General features: G+C 62.5%; 12 protein-coding genes and 1 pseudogene. 4 read left to right on the top strand and 9 right to left on the bottom strand.

All coding sequences use genetic code 11. The features are described from left to right. A pseudogene (locus tag A5634_RS13635) lies at positions 1-688 on the top strand (DUF4878 domain-containing protein); the annotation flags it as partial. A 435-nt stretch (positions 689-1,123) separates the two neighbouring features. Here the strand turns inward: A5634_RS13635 and A5634_RS13630 are convergent. The 4 genes from A5634_RS13630 to A5634_RS13615 all read right to left on the bottom strand — a co-directional run bounded on the left by A5634_RS13630 (position 1,124) and on the right by A5634_RS13615 (position 8,835). Then, positions 1,124-2,836 carry a PPE family protein gene (locus A5634_RS13630; RefSeq protein ID WP_065144577.1) on the bottom strand — a complete coding sequence of 571 codons (1,713 nt, stop codon included), beginning with the start codon at positions 2,834-2,836 and terminating at the stop codon, positions 1,124-1,126. A 215-nt stretch (positions 2,837-3,051) separates the two neighbouring features. Next, positions 3,052-4,734 carry a PPE family protein gene (locus tag A5634_RS13625; protein WP_065144574.1) on the bottom strand — a complete coding sequence of 561 codons (1,683 nt, stop codon included), beginning with the start codon at positions 4,732-4,734 and terminating at the stop codon, positions 3,052-3,054. A 358-nt stretch (positions 4,735-5,092) separates the two neighbouring features. After that, positions 5,093-6,943: a PPE family protein gene (locus A5634_RS13620; RefSeq protein WP_065144576.1), complete on the bottom strand. Its 1,851-nt coding sequence runs from the start codon at positions 6,941-6,943 to the stop codon at positions 5,093-5,095. A gap of 200 nt (positions 6,944-7,143) precedes the next feature. Next, positions 7,144-8,835, bottom strand: coding sequence for a PPE family protein (locus tag A5634_RS13615; protein ID WP_065144573.1), 1,692 nt, complete (start codon positions 8,833-8,835; stop codon positions 7,144-7,146). 170 nt (positions 8,836-9,005) lie between these two features. Here A5634_RS13615 and kstR2 point away from each other — a divergent pair, with 170 nt between their 5' ends. From kstR2 to A5634_RS13600, 3 genes are all read left to right on the top strand, one after another. Continuing rightward, positions 9,006-9,608 carry a TetR family transcriptional regulator KstR2 gene (gene kstR2 / locus A5634_RS13610; RefSeq protein WP_155769537.1) on the top strand — a complete coding sequence of 201 codons (603 nt, stop codon included), beginning with the start codon at positions 9,006-9,008 and terminating at the stop codon, positions 9,606-9,608. Between the two features lie 2 nt (positions 9,609-9,610). Next, on the top strand, positions 9,611-10,771 hold the full coding sequence (fadA6, locus tag A5634_RS13605) for a steroid 3-ketoacyl-CoA thiolase FadA6 (RefSeq protein WP_065144571.1): 1,161 nt from the start codon (positions 9,611-9,613) through the stop codon (positions 10,769-10,771). A gap of 123 nt (positions 10,772-10,894) precedes the next feature. After that, positions 10,895-11,755 (top strand): endonuclease domain-containing protein, encoded by an 861-nt coding sequence (locus tag A5634_RS13600; protein WP_065144570.1) that lies wholly within the window; start codon positions 10,895-10,897, stop codon positions 11,753-11,755. A 135-nt stretch (positions 11,756-11,890) separates the two neighbouring features. Here A5634_RS13600 and A5634_RS13595 read toward each other — a convergent pair whose 3' ends face one another. The 5 genes from A5634_RS13595 to echA20 are packed head-to-tail and all read right to left on the bottom strand — an operon-like array spanning position 11,891 to position 17,374. Beyond that, positions 11,891-13,891 (bottom strand): fatty acid desaturase, encoded by a 2,001-nt coding sequence (locus tag A5634_RS13595; protein WP_065144569.1) that lies wholly within the window; start codon positions 13,889-13,891, stop codon positions 11,891-11,893. Between the two features lie 30 nt (positions 13,892-13,921). Continuing rightward, positions 13,922-14,989, bottom strand: coding sequence for a (3aS,4S,5R,7aS)-5-hydroxy-7a-methyl-1-oxo-octahydro-1H-indene-4-carboxyl-CoA dehydrogenase (ipdC, locus tag A5634_RS13590; RefSeq protein WP_065144568.1), 1,068 nt, complete (start codon positions 14,987-14,989; stop codon positions 13,922-13,924). Then, positions 14,989-15,732, bottom strand: coding sequence for a cholesterol ring-cleaving hydrolase subunit IpdB (ipdB, locus tag A5634_RS13585; protein ID WP_065144567.1), 744 nt, complete (start codon positions 15,730-15,732; stop codon positions 14,989-14,991). Before ipdB ends, ipdC begins: the two co-directional genes overlap by 1 nt. Further along, complete coding sequence (gene ipdA / locus A5634_RS13580; RefSeq protein WP_065144566.1) at positions 15,729-16,622, bottom strand: cholesterol ring-cleaving hydrolase subunit IpdA; 894 nt, start codon at positions 16,620-16,622, stop codon at positions 15,729-15,731. The genes ipdB and ipdA overlap by 4 nt, the downstream gene beginning before the upstream one ends. Further along, entirely contained in the window at positions 16,619-17,374 is a 756-nt protein-coding gene (echA20, locus tag A5634_RS13575) for a (7aS)-7a-methyl-1,5-dioxo-2,3,5,6,7,7a-hexahydro-1H-indene-carboxyl-CoA hydrolase (protein ID WP_065144565.1), read from the bottom strand. The genes ipdA and echA20 overlap by 4 nt, the downstream gene beginning before the upstream one ends. Between the last annotated feature and the right edge of the window lie 7 nt (positions 17,375-17,381).

The following is a 17,381-nucleotide window of genomic DNA, read 5'->3' as shown; positions in this document are numbered from 1 at the left end:
CGATGAATCCCGCAGCGGCGGAGACATCGTGAAGGGCTACCTCAACGCGCTCGCCCAGGGCGATGCGGCGACAGCGTTGAGTTACAGCACCGATCAGCCGGGTTCGAAAGACTTGCTGTCCGACGAGATCCTCAAACGGCAAATCGCACGCTGGCCCATCACCAACATCAGAATTCTTGATGATTCGACGCACGGCTTCGGCTTCGGGTACGTGAACGTCGCGGCCAAATTCGGCGAGACCGAATCCGACGTCACGCTGTCGCTGAAAAAGTCCGGCGGAGAGTGGAAACTCGAACACGCAGCTATTAAAGTCGACACTCTCGCCGCAGGCCTCGACAACGAAGCGCTGAATACATTGACTTTCTTTGACAGATCGGTTGGAAGTTCACCGGTGTACGTCTTCCCGGGATTTATCGCCACATCTAGCAGTAACCCGAACCTGTCGGTGAAGATGAAGAAGCCGTTTCTGCTCGACGCGTTAGCCTCGGCCTCGGGCAGCTATTTCAACGACGTGGAATTTACGCTCAGTGACTCCGGGCAGTCCGAAGTGATGTCGGCGGTATCGGCGGCACTGGCCGGATGTGCTCGGTCCACCGGCTTTCGCCGGCGGGCTGTCCGCAACACGCTTTCGACCCCGATGTTGTTGACGGATCGGTTGCATGGGGTACGCCGGACACGAGCCCGATAACCGTGCAGGTGTTTGACCAGTACCGGCTCGACGCTTTGCTTACGGGCGAGGTCATCTTTCCCTTCACAGCACAGACACGATCCGGTGGCACAAAGACCGGCACCGTGAAGGCCTACGTGTCGGCGACGGCCGACGTCTCGAAAGCCCTCCGGTTGTTTCCGTGCGTTGAGCACCGGCGAAGGGCGAACTGGTGGTTTGCCGGGGCCGCATTCGAGCGCACTCAACCCTGGAAACCGAGCCCTGGGAAGTGGCCGCCACCACCGCGTTTCTGGCGAGTGATTAGTCGAGTTAACTAACGGGCGAAGTGATTTCAGTATCCAGCCAGCACCCTTAAGCTCTCTTGCCGCCGACTGTGAACTAGGCGACGGCTGCATCCAAGGGGCGTGTCGCGTCGTAAAGTGCACACTCGGCAATTAGGCGGCCGAGGGCTGGCTTTCAGGTCAACTCTCGGAGTAGCTGGGTGATGCTAAAGAAGCCAGCCGAGAGAGAGCCGTTGTTGAAAAAGCCAGAGTTGAAACCGGCAATCTCGGGTCCGCTCAAGCTATTCGGGACGCCAGTATTGAAAAAGCCGGATCCCATTCCGGTGATACTGAGGGGGCCGGTGGTCCCGCTCGCAGAATTGAAAAAGCCCGACATGTATCCGCTGAATATATTGCCGTCGGTCGCTCTGTTGTAGAAGCCGGACATGTTTGTACCGGTATTCCCGAAGCCGGAGCTGTCGGCGCCACTATCGGTCGTGAATCCGAAGCCCGTATTGTAGCTGCCGGAATTGAAAAACCCGGTGTTGGTAAGGCCGGAGTTCCCGCCGAACGTGTTAAAGCCCCCAGAATTGTTCATGCCCGTATTCTGCGGGCCGCTATTGAAAAGACCGGTGTTGGTGGGCCCCGCATTTCCAATACCGGTATTCAGCCCGCTCGTGTTGCCGAAGCCGAAGTTCCCCTCGCCACTGTTGGCGAACCCGATGTTGCCGAAGCCGCTGTTCCCGATACCGATCCCCTGTAGTTTGCCTACGTCCGGCGAGGCAGGGAAGTGTGCGCCGGAGTTGAAGATGCCGACGTTGCCGTCGCCGGAGTTGAAAAAGCCGATATTGCCGTTGCCCGAATTACCGAAGCCAATGTTGTTGATGCCTTCGTTGAAACCGGTGAAGTGGAAGGTGCCCGTCGTCCGGTCGAGGTAGGCGTTGCCGATACCGGCCAGGTTATTTCCGGTTAGGCCGAAACCGATATTGTTGTTGCCGGTGTTACCGGCGCCCTGGTTTCCGTTGCCGCTGTTGCCGAAGCCGAAGTTGTTGCTGCCGGCATTGCCCAGGCCAATGTTGTTATTCCCGGGTACAGATACGACCCCACTATTGCCCAGGCCGCTATTGCCCAGACCGATGTTGCCGTCACCGCGATTGCCGAAGCCGAAGTTACCATCGCCCCAGTTACCGCTACCAACGTTGCTGTTGCCGTTATTGCCGCCGCCGAAATTGCCGTTGCCGGTGTTGCCACTGCCGATGTTGCCGGCGCCGACGCCACTGTTGTTGCCGTTGCCGATGTTGCCGCCGCCGGTGTTGCCAATGCCTACATTGGGGTCCCCAGGTGCGGCGGGACCGATGCCTGCTGCGCCCAGTAGCTGGGCCGGCAGGGCTTGCAATGTTCCCTGCCATGACGACAACTGCGCTGCTGCCGCGGATGCGCCACTGTGATAGCCGAACATTGCGGCCACGTCGGCGGCCCAAAATTCCTCATAGATGCTTTCGGCCGCGGCGATCGCCGGGGCGTTGAGTCCCAGGAAGTTGGATCGGACCAACTGCGCGAACGCATTACGGTTTGCCGCGATCGCTTGCGGGTGGATAGTGGCGGCTTTGGCCGCCTCGAAGACGCTGGCTACGGCGTTGGCTTGGCTGGAGGCGCTCAAGGCGCGGGCGGATGCGGCTTCCAGGAAGGCGGCGTATGGTGCCGCCGCCGCCGACATCGCTTTGGCTGCTGGGCCTTGCCATGCCTGACCGGCCAGATTCGAGGTCACCGCGGCAAACGAGTTTGCTGCCGAACTCAACTCTTCGGCCAGCCCCGACCATGCCACCGAGGCTTGCAGCATCGGTGTCGAACCCGCGCCGAGAAACATTCGTAGGGAATTGACCTCTGGCGGGAGTGCCGAAAAGTTCATGCTGTTACCTCCAAGCGACCGCAACCGTCTGAATGACGTGATGCCCATTCTGGGCGATCGAATCCCCCATATTCGAAAATGTTACGGGCGGGCTTTGCTCTAGCGCTGGTGTTTGGGCGAATTTTTCGGTAAGCGCCTTTGCCGAGTGCGAACTAGGCGACGGCAAATCGGCGTGTCCCGTCGCGTATTTCACACTCGGCGGCCTCGGGTGCCGCTTAAGTCAGGTTCTGCAGAATCCGGGTGAGGCTGAACAGCCCGGCAAAGGCGCTGCCCGAATTCGCAAGGCCGGATCCCTGACCCGCCAGGGTGGGCCCGGTGTTGGGCGTCGTGGCTCCGCTGTTGAAGAAGCCCGAGATCCGGCCGTCTATCAGGCTGCCGCCACTGGCGTTGTTGAAGAAGCCTGACATTTGTCCGGTCACCAGCCCGCCGTCGGTAGCCGAGTTGAAGAAGCCCGAAATCTGGCTGCCTTTATTGCCGAAGCCCGAGTTGTCGGCGCCGCTGTCGGTGTTAGCGCCGAAGCCGGTGTTGGTATCGCCGGAGTTAAAAAGGCCCGTGTTGAAACTGCCGGAATTTGCGCAGAAAGTATTGCCTTGGCCGGAGTTCTCTGTGCCGGTATTAAAGCTGCCCGAATTGAAGAAGCCGGTGTTCGCGGTGCCCCCGTTGGCGAAACCGGTGTTCAACTGACCATAGTTGCCGAGGCCGAAGTTTCCGATGCCGCTGTTGCCCAGGCCGATGTTTCCGAACCCCGTATTGCCGATGCCGATGCTCTGCAGCTTGCCCACGTCGCCGGGATTGAGGTTGATACCTGAACTGAACAAGCCGAGATTGCCGTCACCGGAGTTGAAGAAGCCGATGTTGCCGGTTCCTGAGTTTCCGAACCCGATGTTGCCGGTACCGGAATTCAAGCCGTTGAAGTGGAATTGGCCGGTTGTCCGGTCGAGGTAGGCGTTGCCGATACCGGCCAGGTTATTTCCGGTTAGGCCGAAACCGAGGTTGTTGTTGCCGGTGTTGCCGGCGCCCTGGTTTCCGTTCCCGGTGTTCGCAAGGCCGAAGTTGTTGTTTCCGGCATTAGCTATGCCGGTGTTGTTGCCCGTGGCTGCGCTGCCCCCAGAGTTGCCGAAGCCAGTGTTTCCGGTGCCGAAGTTACCGAAGCCGAAGTTTCGATAGCCAGTGTTGCCACTACCGATGTTGTTGTCGCCGCGGTTGCCGCCACCGACGTTTCCGTTTCCGGTGTTGCCGTTACCGATGTTGCCGGCGCCGACGCCACTGTTGTTGCCGTTGCCGATGTTGCCGCCGCCGGTGTTGCCAATTCCTACATTGGGGTCCCCAGGTGCGGCGGGACCGATGCCTGCTGCGCCCAGTAGCTGGCCCGGCAGGGCTTGCAATGTTCCCTGCCATGACGACAACTGCGCTGCCGCCGCGGATGCGCCACTGTGATAGCCGAACATTGCAGCTACGTCGGCGGCCCAAAATTCCTCATAGATGCTCTCGGCCGCGGCGATCGCCGGGGCATTGAGTCCCAGGAAGTTGGATCGGACCAACTGCGCGAACGCGTTACGGTTTGCCGCGATCGCTTGCGGGTGGATAGTGGCGGCTTTGGCCGCCTCGAAGGCGCTGGCTACGGCGTTGGCTTGGCTGGAGGCGCTCAAGGCGCGGGCGGATGCGGCTTCCAGGAAGGCGGCGTAGGGTGCCGCCGCCGCCGACATCGCTTTGGCTGCTGGGCCTTGCCATGCCTGACCGGCCAAATTCGAGGTCACCGCGGCAAACGAGTTTGCTGCCGAACTCAACTCTTCGGCCAGCCCCGACCATGCCACCGAGGCTTGCAGCATCGGTGTCGAACCCGCGCCGAGAAACATTCGTAGGGAATTGACCTCTGGCGGGAGTGCCGAAAAGTTCATGCCGTTAGCCTCCGAGCGGTCGCAACCGACCGCGGTGTGTGTGAGTGTGATACCTAGCTCGAATTGCGTGAATCCCCGATATCCGAAATGTTACGCGCAGCCCGAACGCCGGCGCTGGTTTTTTAGTCGACTTCGATAAACCTTTGCGGCGCACTGGCAGGTCGGCCTCTGTGCAATCGGTTGTCGCGGTGAATTGGACCTCGTTTTCACCGATAGTTACTACGTGCATTGCCAATCTTTGAGCAACCAACAGTTACGGGCACATTGCCCGATTTCAGGCGTCAGCCTGCCGGTGAGCATCGGATGCACACTTCACCGGCCGGGTGATCTCGGTGTTAAGTCAGTATGAATGAACTAACTACCCAGCGAGCGCCTTTTGCAGGTTGAACAGGGCCGAGAAGCCGGTGTTGGCGTTCGCCAAGCCCGAGCCAATGCCGCTGAAGATGCCGGCTGGAATGCCGAGCACCTCGGCCGTGACGCCATTGTTAAAGAGGCCCGAGATCATGCCGTTAGAAGCAACTTTTAGACCAGGAACGAAGACGTCGCCAGCGGCACCACTGGCCGTGTTGAAGAAGCCCGACATACCGCCGGCGAGTGAGATGCTTAGACCTGCGGGGTTATGCACGGTTGCGCCCTGGGCAGTGTTGCCGAAGCCTGATATGCCACCGTTGAAAGCCTGGCTTCCAGGTACAGCGCCGGTGGCGACGGCGCCGCTGGCCGAGTTGTTGAAGCCCGAGACGTTCGTACCCGAGGTATTGAAGCCCGAGTGAGTCTCGCCAGAGTCAGTGGTGATCCCGAAGCCCGTGTTTACGTTGCCTGAATTGACAAAGCCGGTGTTCACGTTGCCCGAATTCCATCCTCCGGTGTTGAAATTACCGGCGTTGCCGAAGCCAGTGTTGCCGTAGCCGGAGTTCCCGAAGCCGGTGTTGCCTACCTGCGGGCCTGTCGCGTCCACCAGTCCGGCGATGCTGCCGCCCGAGTTCCCACCGCCGGTGTTCAGGTCGCCCGCGTTGCCCCAGCCGGTGTTCAAGAAACCGGAGTTTCCGAAGCCGAAGTTTCCGCTGCCGGTATTGCCGAAACCAATGTTGCCGTAGCCGGAGTTGCCGAAGCCAAGTCCTTGGAGCTTGCCTAGGTCAGCAGCATCAGTATTGGCGCCAGAACTGAAGAAGCCGAGGTTGCCGTCGCCCGAGTTGAAGAAGCCGATATTGCCATTACCCGAGTTGCCGAAGCCGATGTTGTTAGTGCCAGAGTTCAGGCCGCCGAAGTGGAATTGACCCGTCGTGGTGTCCACATAAGCGTTGCCGAGGCCGACGAGATTATTGCCGCTGAGGCCGAAACCGATGTTGTTATTGCCGGTGTTGCCGCCGCCCGTATTCCCGTTGCCGGTGTTACCCAGGCCAAAGTTGTTGTTGCCGGCGTTGCCTATACCGACGTTCCCACGCTCGGTAGCGGTGCCGCCGGCGTTTCCGAATCCAATGTTGCTTGCGCCGTTGTTCCCGAAACCGAAGTTTCCGTTGCCCTTATTTCCTGTCCCGAAGTTGGTGTTTCCGGTATTGCCGCTGCCGACGTTGCTGTCGCCGGTGTTGCCGTTGCCAAAGTTGCCGCCGCCCTTGTTGCCGAGACCCAGGTTGGGGAGCGTGCTGGCTGCCGCACCGACCGCCGATCCCAGTTGTCCAATCCCCGGCAGGTTTTGCAGCGTTCCCTGCCACGACGACAACTGCGCCGCCGCCGCGGATGCCCCGGCGTGGTAGCCGGCCAGCGCCTGTACGTCGGCGGCCCAGAACTCGTTGTACATGCCCTCCAGCGAGGCCAGGATGTGAGTGTTGAAGCCGAAGAAATTGGTGCGTGCTACCTGCACGAATGTCTGACGGTTCGCGAAGATCGTCGCCGGGTGGATGGTCGCCTCCCGGGCGGCCTCGAAGGCCGCGGCCACCGCTCTGGCCCCGCCGGAAGCCGTGAGGGCGCGCGCAGAAGCGGCTTGCAGAAACGCCGCATACGGCGCGGCGGCTCGCGCCATTGCCTTTGCTGCCGGGCCCTGCCAGGCCTGGCCGGCCAGGTTGGCTGTCACCGAGGAAAACGAGCGCGCCGCGGCCTCCAGCTCTTCGCCCAGGCCGGACCACGATGCGGCGGCGGCCAGCATAGGTTCGGATCCTGCACCGGTGAACATCCGCAAGGAGTTGATTTCCGGTGGGAGTGCAAAAAAGCTCATAGCGTTGACCTCCATTGACCCATCGCCCGATGACCGAGCAAACCCGACGTGAGAGAATATACGACGCTGTAAAGGCAATATGTGAGGTTTTGATGAAACTTTTTTGCACGAGTTGGCCGAGCTTAGAAGGTTCATGGCAAAGCATGCCCGCCCAGCCGTCAGCGCACCCCTAGGACGCGTCCGGACGGTCTTGCGCTTAGTTAGCCGACGAGGCTCTTCAGCAGCTGACTGATGCTGAAGAAGCCGACAAATCCGGTGCCGGTGTTGAACAGACCAGAGCCCCAGCCGCTGGCAACGCCGCTCGGATATGGCGGAAACGGGCCGGTTACTCCGGTATTGAAGAATCCCGACATGTAGCCGTTGGACATGCTGCCGCCACTGGCGCTGTTGAAGAAGCCCGAACCGATAGCGTTTCCGGGACCTGTGAAGTGATTGTTGAAGCCCGAGACAATAGTGCCGGTGTTGTTGAAGCCCGAGGTTGTAGAGCCGCTGTCGGTGATTGCACCAAGGCCGGTGTTGCCATTGCCCGAATTCCACCACCCGGTGTTGACCCCGCCCGAGTTGCCGTCGAAGGTGTTGTAGTAGCCGGAATTGTTCATGCCGGTGTTGAACGACCCTGAGTTTCCGAAGCCGGTGTTGAAGCTGCCTACGTTGCCGATGCCGGTGTTTGCCTGGCCCGAGTTTCCGACGCCGAAGTTACCGCCGCCGGCGTTGCCGACACCCAGGTTGTTCACGCCGGAGTTCCCAATGCCAATGCTTTGGATATTGCCGAATTCTGAGGAAGCCGGGTCGTGGAAGCCAGAACTGAACAGGCCGACGTTGCCGTCGCCGGAGTTGAAGAATCCGATGTTGTTGGTGCCGGAGTTACCGAAGCCGATGTTGCCGTTTCCTGAGTTCAAGCCCGTGAAGTGGAACTGGCCGGTCGTTCTGTCGAGGTAAGCGTTACCTAGTCCGACCAAATTGTCGCCGGTGAGACCGAATCCGATGTTGTTGTTGCCGGTATTCCCGGCACCTTGGTTGCCATTGCCGTGGTTGGCTATCCCGAAGTTGTTGTCGCCGAGGTTGCCCAGGCCGATGTTGTGGCCACCGTTAGCGCTTCCGAGGATGTTTCCGAGGCCGATGTTGCCTTCGCCATAGTTTCCGAACCCGAAGTTGTTCTTGCCGTTGTTTCCGCTGCCGATATTGCCGTTGCCGGTGTTGCCGCCGCCGATGTTGTAACTGCCGGTGTTGCCGTTACCGATGTTGCCGGGCCCGGTGCCGCTGTCGTTACCGTTGCCGATATTGCCGCCGCCCTTGTTGCCGATACCGAAGTTGGGGTCGCCGGGGGCGGCGGGGCTGACGCCCGCTGCGCCGAGGAGCTGGCCCGGCAACCCTTGCAGCGTTGCCTGCCACGACGACAACTGCGCGGCCGCCGCGGACGCTCCGGCGTGGTAGCCGGCCAGTGCCTGCACGTCCGCGGCCCAAAACTCGTTGTACAGGCCCTCCAGTGAGGCCAGGACGTGGGTGTTGAACCCGAAGAAATTGGTCCGGGCCGCCTGAACGAAGGCCTGACGGTTGGCGAAGATCGCCGCTGGGTGAATCGTCGCCTCTCGGGCTGCCTCGAAGGCCGAGGCCACCGCTCTGGCGCCGCCGGAGGCGATATGTGCCCGAGCGGAGGCGGCTTGCAGGAACACGGCGTACGGGGCCGCGGTGTTTGCCATTGCTTTTGCTGCCGGACCCTGCCAGGCCTGACCAACCAGATTGGCTGTCACCGACGAAAATGAGCGCGCTGCGGTCTCCAGTTCTTCGCCTAGTCCCGACCAGGATGCGGCCGCGGCCAGCATGGGTTCCGAGCCTGCACCGGTGAACATCCGCAAGGAGTTGATTTCGGGTGGGAGTGCGCAAAAGCTCATAGCGTTGACCTCCGATGACTGTCGCCAGATGACCCGACGGAGCGAAACCATACGACGCTGTAATCGCCGTCGTGTCCCGTTTGGTGGAATTTCCTCCGAGCAAACGAGCGACTGTGACCACCCGGCCCCGTCATTGGCCCTAGCAAGCGCTTGGTTGATACGCTGGCCGGGTGGAGCGAGTGGCCGGCCAGGCTAATAGTCGCCGAGACGAGTTGCTGGAACTCGCCGCGGTGATGTTCGCCGAGCGCGGTCTGCGCGCCACCACGGTGCGAGACATCGCCGACGGTGCGGGGATCCTGTCTGGCAGCCTGTACCACCATTTCGCCTCCAAAGAGGAGATGGTCGACGAGCTGCTGCGCGGCTTCCTCGATTGGCTGTTCACGCGCTACCACGAAATCGTCGACAGCGAACCAAATCCGTTGGAACGGCTCAAGGGTCTGTTTATGGCGTCGTTCGAGGCGATCGAACACCGTCACGCCCAGGTCGTCATCTATCAAGATGAGGCGCAACGACTTTCGTCGCAGCCCCGGTTCTCGTACTTAGAGGACCGGAACAAGCAGCAGCGGAAAATGTGGGTCGATATGCTCAACCAAGGTATTGAGCAGGGTTACTTCCGGCCCGATCTGGACGTCGACCTGGTCTACCGCTTCATCCGGGACACCACGTGGGTGTCGGTGCGCTGGTATCAACCCGGCGGACCTCTCACTGCCGAGCAAGTCGGTCAGAAATACCTCGCCATCGTGTTGGGCGGGATCGCAAGAGAAGGAGTCTGAAAATGCCGGAGGCGTACGTCGTTGACGCGGTACGTACCGCGGTTGGCAAGCGTGGCGGGGCATTGGCCGGGACGCATCCCGTCGACCTCGGTGCCCTGGCGTGGCGTGGGCTGCTCGACCGGACCGACGTCGACCCAGGTGCGGTTGACGATGTGATCGCCGGGTGCGTCGACGCCATCGGTGGTCAGGCCGGAAACATCGCCCGCCTCTCGTGGTTGGCCGCCGGGTATCCCGAAGAAGTCCCAGGTGTGACCGTGGACCGGCAGTGCGGATCGAGTCAGCAAGCCATTTCCTTTGGCGCGCAGGCAATCATGTCGGGAACCGCCGATCTGATCGTGGCTGGCGGTATGCAGAACATGAGCCAGATCCCGATCTCATCGGCGATGACCGTAGGCGAACAGTTCGGATTCACTTCGCCCACCAACGAATCCAAGCAGTGGCTGCATCGCTACGGCGACCAGGAGATCTCCCAGTTCCGCGGTTCGGAGTTGATCGCCGAGAAGTGGAACCTGTCACGAGAAGAAATGGAGCAGTACTCGCTGACCAGTCACGAGCGTGCCTTCGCGGCCATCCGCGGCGGCAACTTCGATAACGAAATCCTCACTGTCGAAACCGAATCCGGGGCGTTCCGGGTCGACGAGGGCCCGCGTGAGTCGTCGCTGGAGAAGATGGCGGGATTGAAGCCGCTGGTCGAAGGGGGGCGACTGACCGCCGCAATGGCCAGCCAAATCTCCGACGGTGCCAGCGCGGTACTGCTGGCATCCGAGCAAGCCGTTAAAGACCACGGGCTCACACCACGGGCACGCATCCACCACATCAGCACCCGCGGCGCCGACCCGGTATTCATGCTGACCGGTCCCATCCCCGCTACCCGCTATGCGCTGGAGAAGACCGGGCTATCCATCGACGACATCGACACCGTCGAGATCAACGAGGCGTTCGCGCCGGTAGTTATGGCCTGGCTCAAGGAGATTAAGGCCGACCCGGAAATTGTGAACCCCAGCGGCGGGGCGATCGCGCTCGGGCACCCGTTGGGCGCCACCGGCGCCAAGTTGTTCACCACCATGCTGAATACGTTGGAGCGCATAGGTGGCCGCTACGGCCTGCAGACGATGTGCGAGGGCGGCGGCACTGCCAACGTGACCATCATCGAACGGTTGTAACTCCTGTTGCGCCGAGTGTGAATGCCACGACGGAAAATCGGCGTGTCGCGTCGTAAACCGCACACTCGACCGGCCTGTTGATGGCTGACGGCGGCCCGGCGCGGGTGATGACAGCATGCGCGCATGGACTGGCCGTTTCTTGGCGCCGAAGCCTTGGCTTCGAAGGTGATTCCCGAACGCGCTATGCGCTCGCTGTACGAACCCGTATACCCAGGCGTTTACGGCCCGGCCGGTATCGAGTTGACGGCAAGGGAGCGCGCGTGCGCGGCCTGGCTGTGGTCACGCCGAGACGGGGTCGTCGCTGGAAATTCCGCGGCGGCGTTGCTCGGCGCGAAGTGGGTAAGTCCGTCGCTCGACGCCGAATTGGTGCACGGCAACCGCAGGGCGCCGCCGGGCATCGTCGTGCATTCTGATTCGTTGCCTGCCCACGAAATACTGACCATCGACGGGATAGCGGTGACTACCCCGGCGCGTACGGCCTTCGATATCGGACGGCGAACCGCGCATCGACTATCGGCGATTCAGCGGCTCGATGCCTTGCTGAACGCGACCGACGTCAAGATCGAAGACGTGGAAGCTGTTGTCGCCCAACACCCCGGCGCGCGCGGGTTGGTTCGCCTTCGAAAGACGCTGCCACTTGTCGATGGTGGCGCCGAATCTCCACAAGAGACGCGAACCCGATTGGCATTGGTCGACGCGGGGCTACCGAAACCGCAGACACAAATCCGGGTCTACAACGAATACGGCGACTTCGTCGCCCGTATCGACATGGCCTTCGAGGAGTTCCGCGTCGGCATTGAGTACGACGGCGTGCAACATTGGACGGATGCCGAGCAGCGCGCTCGTGATATCGACCGACACGCTGCGTTAATCGACTTGGGGTGGACGATCATTCGGGTCAGCAGCGAATTGCTGCGGTATCGCTTAGGCACTTTCATCGCCCGCGTCGTTGCGGCGCTGCAGGCCGCTGGTTGGGACTGGTGACCGCCGCGTGCGCTGCGCCCCCCAAGCCGCCCCCGTCGATTGTGCGGTTTGCGACGCCCAATCCGCGTGTCGCGTCGTGAGATTCACACTCGGCGGGGGGCGGGGCGGGGTGGCTAAGGGCAGGCGCCGGGAACGTCAGGCATCGTAGTCCACCGACACGAAAGGCGTTGTCGGGTGGGACTGGCAGGTCAGGACGTAGCCGGCATCGAGTTCGGCCCGACCCAACGCGAAGTTGTGGTCCATCTCCACCTCGCCCTCGATCAACTTCGCCCGACACGTTCCGCAGGCTCCGCCCATGCAGGCGTAGGGCGCGTCGTCGCGCACCTGCAGCGTGCCCTCCAGGATCGAGTCGCCCGGCGTCAAGTCGTAGCTGTACTGCTCACCCGACAGCTTGAAAGTGACTGTTGCGGCGTCATATTCGCGCTCAACTGGGGTAGCTGTGCCGTAGCCGTGGAACAGTTCGAGGTGGATGTGCTCCGGGTCGACGAGGTGTTCGAGCAATACTTCGTGCACGGCCGTGGTCATCTCCATCGGCCCACAGATGAACCACTCGTCCACGGTGTCGGGCTGCAGGGCACCCGTCAACCACACGTTGAGTTTGTCGCGGTCGATGCGGCCGCGGAGTTCGGGCGTGTGCATCGGCTCGCCCGACAACACGTGCAGGATTTCCAGTCGGTCGGCATAGCGCGACTCCAGCCGATCTAGCTCCGCGCGGAACATCGTCGATTCTTTGGTGCGGTTGCCGTAGATCAGCGTGAACCGACTTTCGGTTTCGATCTCCAATGTCGTCGCCACGATCGACAGCACCGGCGTGATGCCGCTGCCGGCCGCAAGTCCCACATAGTGTTTGGCGTTCAGCGGATGCAGGGCAGTGCCGAACCGGCCGGTCGGGGTCATCAGCTCCAGCACGTCGCCGGCGCGCAGTTCGTTGGCCACATACGTCGAAAACGCGCCGTTGGTGATGTGCTTGACGGCGATTCGCAACTGCGCACGGGTGGCCGGTGCACAGATCGAGTAGTTGCGTCGAATGCCTTGGCCGCCAAGGTCGGTACGCACGGTGACGTGTTGGCCGGGCTCGAATCGGAATGCGTCCTGAAGGTCTTCGGGCACCGCGAAGGTAACCAAGGTGCTGTCGGCGGTGATGGGGTCGACGGAGGCGACGGGAATGCGGTGCAGTACTCCGTGCGGCGAGCTCGACCTGGTCGGCATCCGCACCGGCAAGAGTTTGGAGAGCCGCCCGTTGAGTTCTTTCCATTCCCGGTACTCGTCCGGATTGAGGTGCTGCCCGAAGACGGTGTTGATCGCGGGGTTGCGCTCCAGGTACGCCTCTTCGTTGCGCTTCCATGTCCGCAGATACCGGTAGAACGGAACGGACGGGTGCAGGTGGTGCACCAGGTGATAGTTCTGCGACAACAGCACCGGGGTGAACACCCACTCGGCGCCTACCCGATTCCGCGTGGCGCGGTAACGGTTGGTGCGTTGGGTGTCTTCCAGCCCGTGATGGGGCAGCCAGTCGAACCACCAGGCCAGGACGGTCAGACCGATCCGTTGCGGGATGAGGAAGACCACAGCCAAGGCCCAGAAGTTTCCGGTCACCGCGGCAACGATCAATCCGGTGATGCTCAGCGTCAGCATCAGCAGCGTCTCGGCCACCTCGCCGACCGGCCGGCTGCGGGCGCGCGGCAGGTAGTAGCGCAGGTAGAAGTACTCCACCAGCGACCACCGGAACGGCAACTGCCACCACTTCCCGTGGGAGGCGAACGTATCCGGGTCCTGGTCGTCGTCGTTGGAGTGTCGGTGATGCTGAATGTGGATGTAGCCGAAGGACGGGAAGGCGACCACCGGGCCGACGAACAGCCAGGCCAGCCGTCCGAACAGGCCGTTCACCCAGCGCGTCGAGCTGATCGAGTAGTGCGACGCATCGTGCACCACGGTGAACATCACGAAGGTCACCGCGGCGTTGACGGGGATCGTCACAAACCAGGGCGACCACCCGTTGAGATAGCCGACCGTCGATACCACGAACGCGGTCAGGGCCGCGAAAAAGATCCCGACGGTGGGTAATGCGAGTTTGGGTACCGCTTCACCCGGATCGGGTAGCGCGTGCGGCGCGGCGGTCTCGGCGACGGTCGACATAGCTGAGAGAGCCTACTCGACACCCGTCAACTACTCCACCAACGACGACGCCGCCTGCAGGTGCTTGATCGCGTCGGACACGATCGTTTCGATCAACTCCGCACACGAGGGCAGGTCGTCGAGGATGCCCGCGACCTGACCGGATGCCAGCACCCCGGCGTCGGTGTTGCCGTCGACCAGTCCGGCCTTGAGCAGCATCGGGGTGTTGGCGGCCATCACCACCTGAGACCAGGTCAGTTCCTTGCCGTGCCGCATGGCCAGGCCGTCTTGGACCATCGATCGCCAGGTCATCTGCGACATCTGCTTGAACTTGGCGGCGTTGCGCACCGCGGCAGTGAAGCCGCGCGCCCGCGAACCGCTTTCCAGCTTCTCCACCAGGCCGGTGCGCAGCACTCGGTGCGGCATGCCGTCGACCCGGGTGGTGACGACGGTGCCGTCCAGTGCGGACTCCAAGTACCGCTGCTTAACGGCGTCGGGCACGGTGGAGTCCGAAGTGAGCAGGAATCGTGTCCCCATGGCGACTCCGGCAGCGCCGTAGGACAGCGCAGCCGCGAGCCCGCGCCCGTCGAAGAAGCCGCCAGCGGCAATCACCGGGATGTCGGTGCCCTGGACGGCGTCCAGGACGGACGGCAGCAAGAGTGTGGTGGCGACGGGGCCGGTGTGGCCGCCGCCCTCGCCGCCCTGCACGATCATCGCGTCGGCACCCCAGGCCGCGACTTTGCGGGCATGCTTGGCCGCACCGATCGACGGGACAACCACCGCGCCAGCCTCTTTCAACCGGGCGATCAGTTCCTGCTTGGGCGCCAACGCAAATGACGCCACCTTCACGCCTTCGCGGATCATCAACTCGACACGATCAGCGGCGTCGGCGGCGTCGGCGCGGATGTTGACGCCGAACGGCTTGTCGGTGGCGGACTTGACTTTGCCGATGGCCGTTGCGAGTTCGTCGAGCGTCATGGTTGCCGACGCCAGGATGCCCAGGCCACCGGCGTTTGCGGTCGCCGACACCAACCGAGCGCCTGCCACCCAGCCCATGCCGGTCTGCACCACCGGATGCTCGATACCGACCAGTTCGGTCAGCGCAGTACGCAGCCGCACTATCGGATCTCTCTGTCGCGCAGTGCCTTCGGGTCGATGACCTCGCGAATCAAGCGCAGTTCGTCGTCGCTCGGCTGGCGGGATTCACCGGCCGCGTCGAGACCGTGTACCTCGAAGGACGTTGCCTCGCGGACTTCGTCGGCCCCGATGCCGGGATGCAGGCTCAGGGCGCGCATGGCCCCGTCCGGACCACCGAAGTCGAAGACGCCGAGGTTGGACACCACCCGGTAGACGTTGACGAACCGGAACGCCGGATTGTCCTTGTCTACCTTGTCGTAACCGATTCCCGAGACGACGTCGACGGTCTCGGTGAAGACCCGCTTGGAATGGCTGCCGACCCAATAGCTGGTCGCGTGATTGATGGTGTTGCCTGGTGATCCGCGGACACCGAACATCTGCCGGGTCGGTTGTTGCAGCGGGCCGAATGCCGAAATGTTCTGATTTCCGTAGCGGTCAACCTGATTGGCGCCCATCACGACATGTCGTCGGCCCCAGGCCAACGTCTCGAACACCCGGCCGAAAGGCATCCAGCCCTCGACCGGACCGGTCTTGCCCAGCGCGGGTGTGTCGGCCAGCAGTTGCGCCTCACCATCGGTCAACAGGATGTCGGGGGAGAAGGTGAGACGGGCCAACCGGGCACCGACCGACGCCATGTTGGTCATCGGGCTGATCATGATTTCGCCTGCGTCCCGGAACAATTCAGCGCAAGCGACGGCGCAGATCTCAGCGCGGGTGGCGGTCATTTGGCGGCCTCTTCTGCTGTTTTGAGGGCGAACGCGCGCACCGCAGCTTGGTAGGCGTCCTCGCTGCCGGAGAGGTAGGTCGACACGAACTGCTGCCAGCCTTCGTCGGACCCGGCGGCCTCGGCGTAGTGCCTTTGGAACTTTTCGTCCCGGCCGTAATCCGGTGCAGCCGTGGTGAAGTGGGCACCACCGGGCGCCTCTACAACCGCGTCGACCATCATCCGGTTGATCAGCAGCGCCTGCGGCGGCACCGACTTCACCAGTTCTTCGGTGGACACGACCCGCTCCACCGACAAGAAACGCTTCTCGGCGGCCATCAGGAACAGGTCGTCGAAGTAGGGATCGATGCCGGTGTAGGCCGCATTACCTTGCGCATCACCAAGATTGAGGTGAGCGAACGCGGCGTCCAAACGCAGCGCAGGCATCGCGATCAGCTTCTCGTAGCCGCCATCAGTGGGGTAAGGCGACGTGACGGTCTGCAATTCACCTTCCCAGAAGTCCAGCACCGAGCTGCCCAGCCCGGCGCGAATCGGTAGGAACGGCAATCGTTGTGCCGCCGCCTGCAGTCCACAGCGCAGCATGCCCTCGTCCATCTCGCGAGCCTCGATGGCCCCGGCGGTGCGAGCCCTGGCGAACCACGGGTCGTAGAACGGTGGGGAGTCCAAAGACACGAATCCGTAGTAGACGCGCTTGACCTTGCCTGCCGAACACAGCAGGCCCAGATCCGGTCCGCCATAGGTCACCACGGTCAGATCGGTGACGTCGGTGCGCAACAGGGCGCGCACGAATGCCATTGGCTTGCGCCGAGATCCCCAACCGGCGATGCCGATGGTCATGCCGCTTTCGATCTGGGCGACGGCGTCGTCGAGGGTGGTCCTTTTGTCGCTCACTTCTTTCCCTTCGCCGTGCCGGCGAACGCGTCGCGGTGCTCGTCAGCGACCCCGGCCAGGTTGAGTTCGAAGGTAAACCCTTGCTCCATGCGGTAACTCGCGTTGACCCGTTGCACGTCAATCAAATTGAGTGCCTCTTTGGCGGCGCGGATGACGCGGGTGTCCTTGGCGGCGATGTCGCGGGCCACGCGCAATGCGGCTTCGTCGAGTTCGTCGCGGGGAACGACCTCGTGGACCGAACCGAAGTGATGCAAGGTGGCGGCGTCCACGGTGGCGGCGGTGAAGAACAGTCGTCGCATCAGGTGTTGCGGCACCAGGCGGGACAGGTGGGTGGCCGCGCCAAGTGCCCCCCGCTCGACTTCCGGCAGCCCGAATGTGGCGTCGTCGGAGGCGACGATCACGTCGGCGTTACCGACCAGCCCGATGCCGCCGCCGACACAGAAGCCGTTCACGGCGGCAATCACCGGCACCGCGCACTCGTAGACGGCGCGGAATGCGGCGAAGCAGCCTCGGTTGGCGTCGATCAGCGCGGTGAAGCCTTCGGTGCGCTGCATCTCCTTGATGTCCACACCGGCGTTGAAGCCGCGGCCCTCGGCCCGCAAGATCACCGCGTGGGTACTTAGGTCCGCGCCGGCGGCCGTGATGGCATCACCGAGCTCGAACCATCCCTTCGACGGGATGGCGTTGACGGGCGGGTAGTCGACGGTTACCGCGACTATTCCCGGTTCGACGGTGGTGGCGGTGATCGTCATGGCACTT

The sequence above is a fragment of the Mycobacterium asiaticum genome, assembly GCF_001673365.1.
GTDB classification, from domain to species: Bacteria; Actinomycetota; Actinomycetes; order Mycobacteriales; family Mycobacteriaceae; genus Mycobacterium; species Mycobacterium asiaticum_A.
The sequence above is the reverse complement of the archived record's forward strand: the minus strand, read 5'-3'. Positions and strand labels throughout refer to the sequence as shown.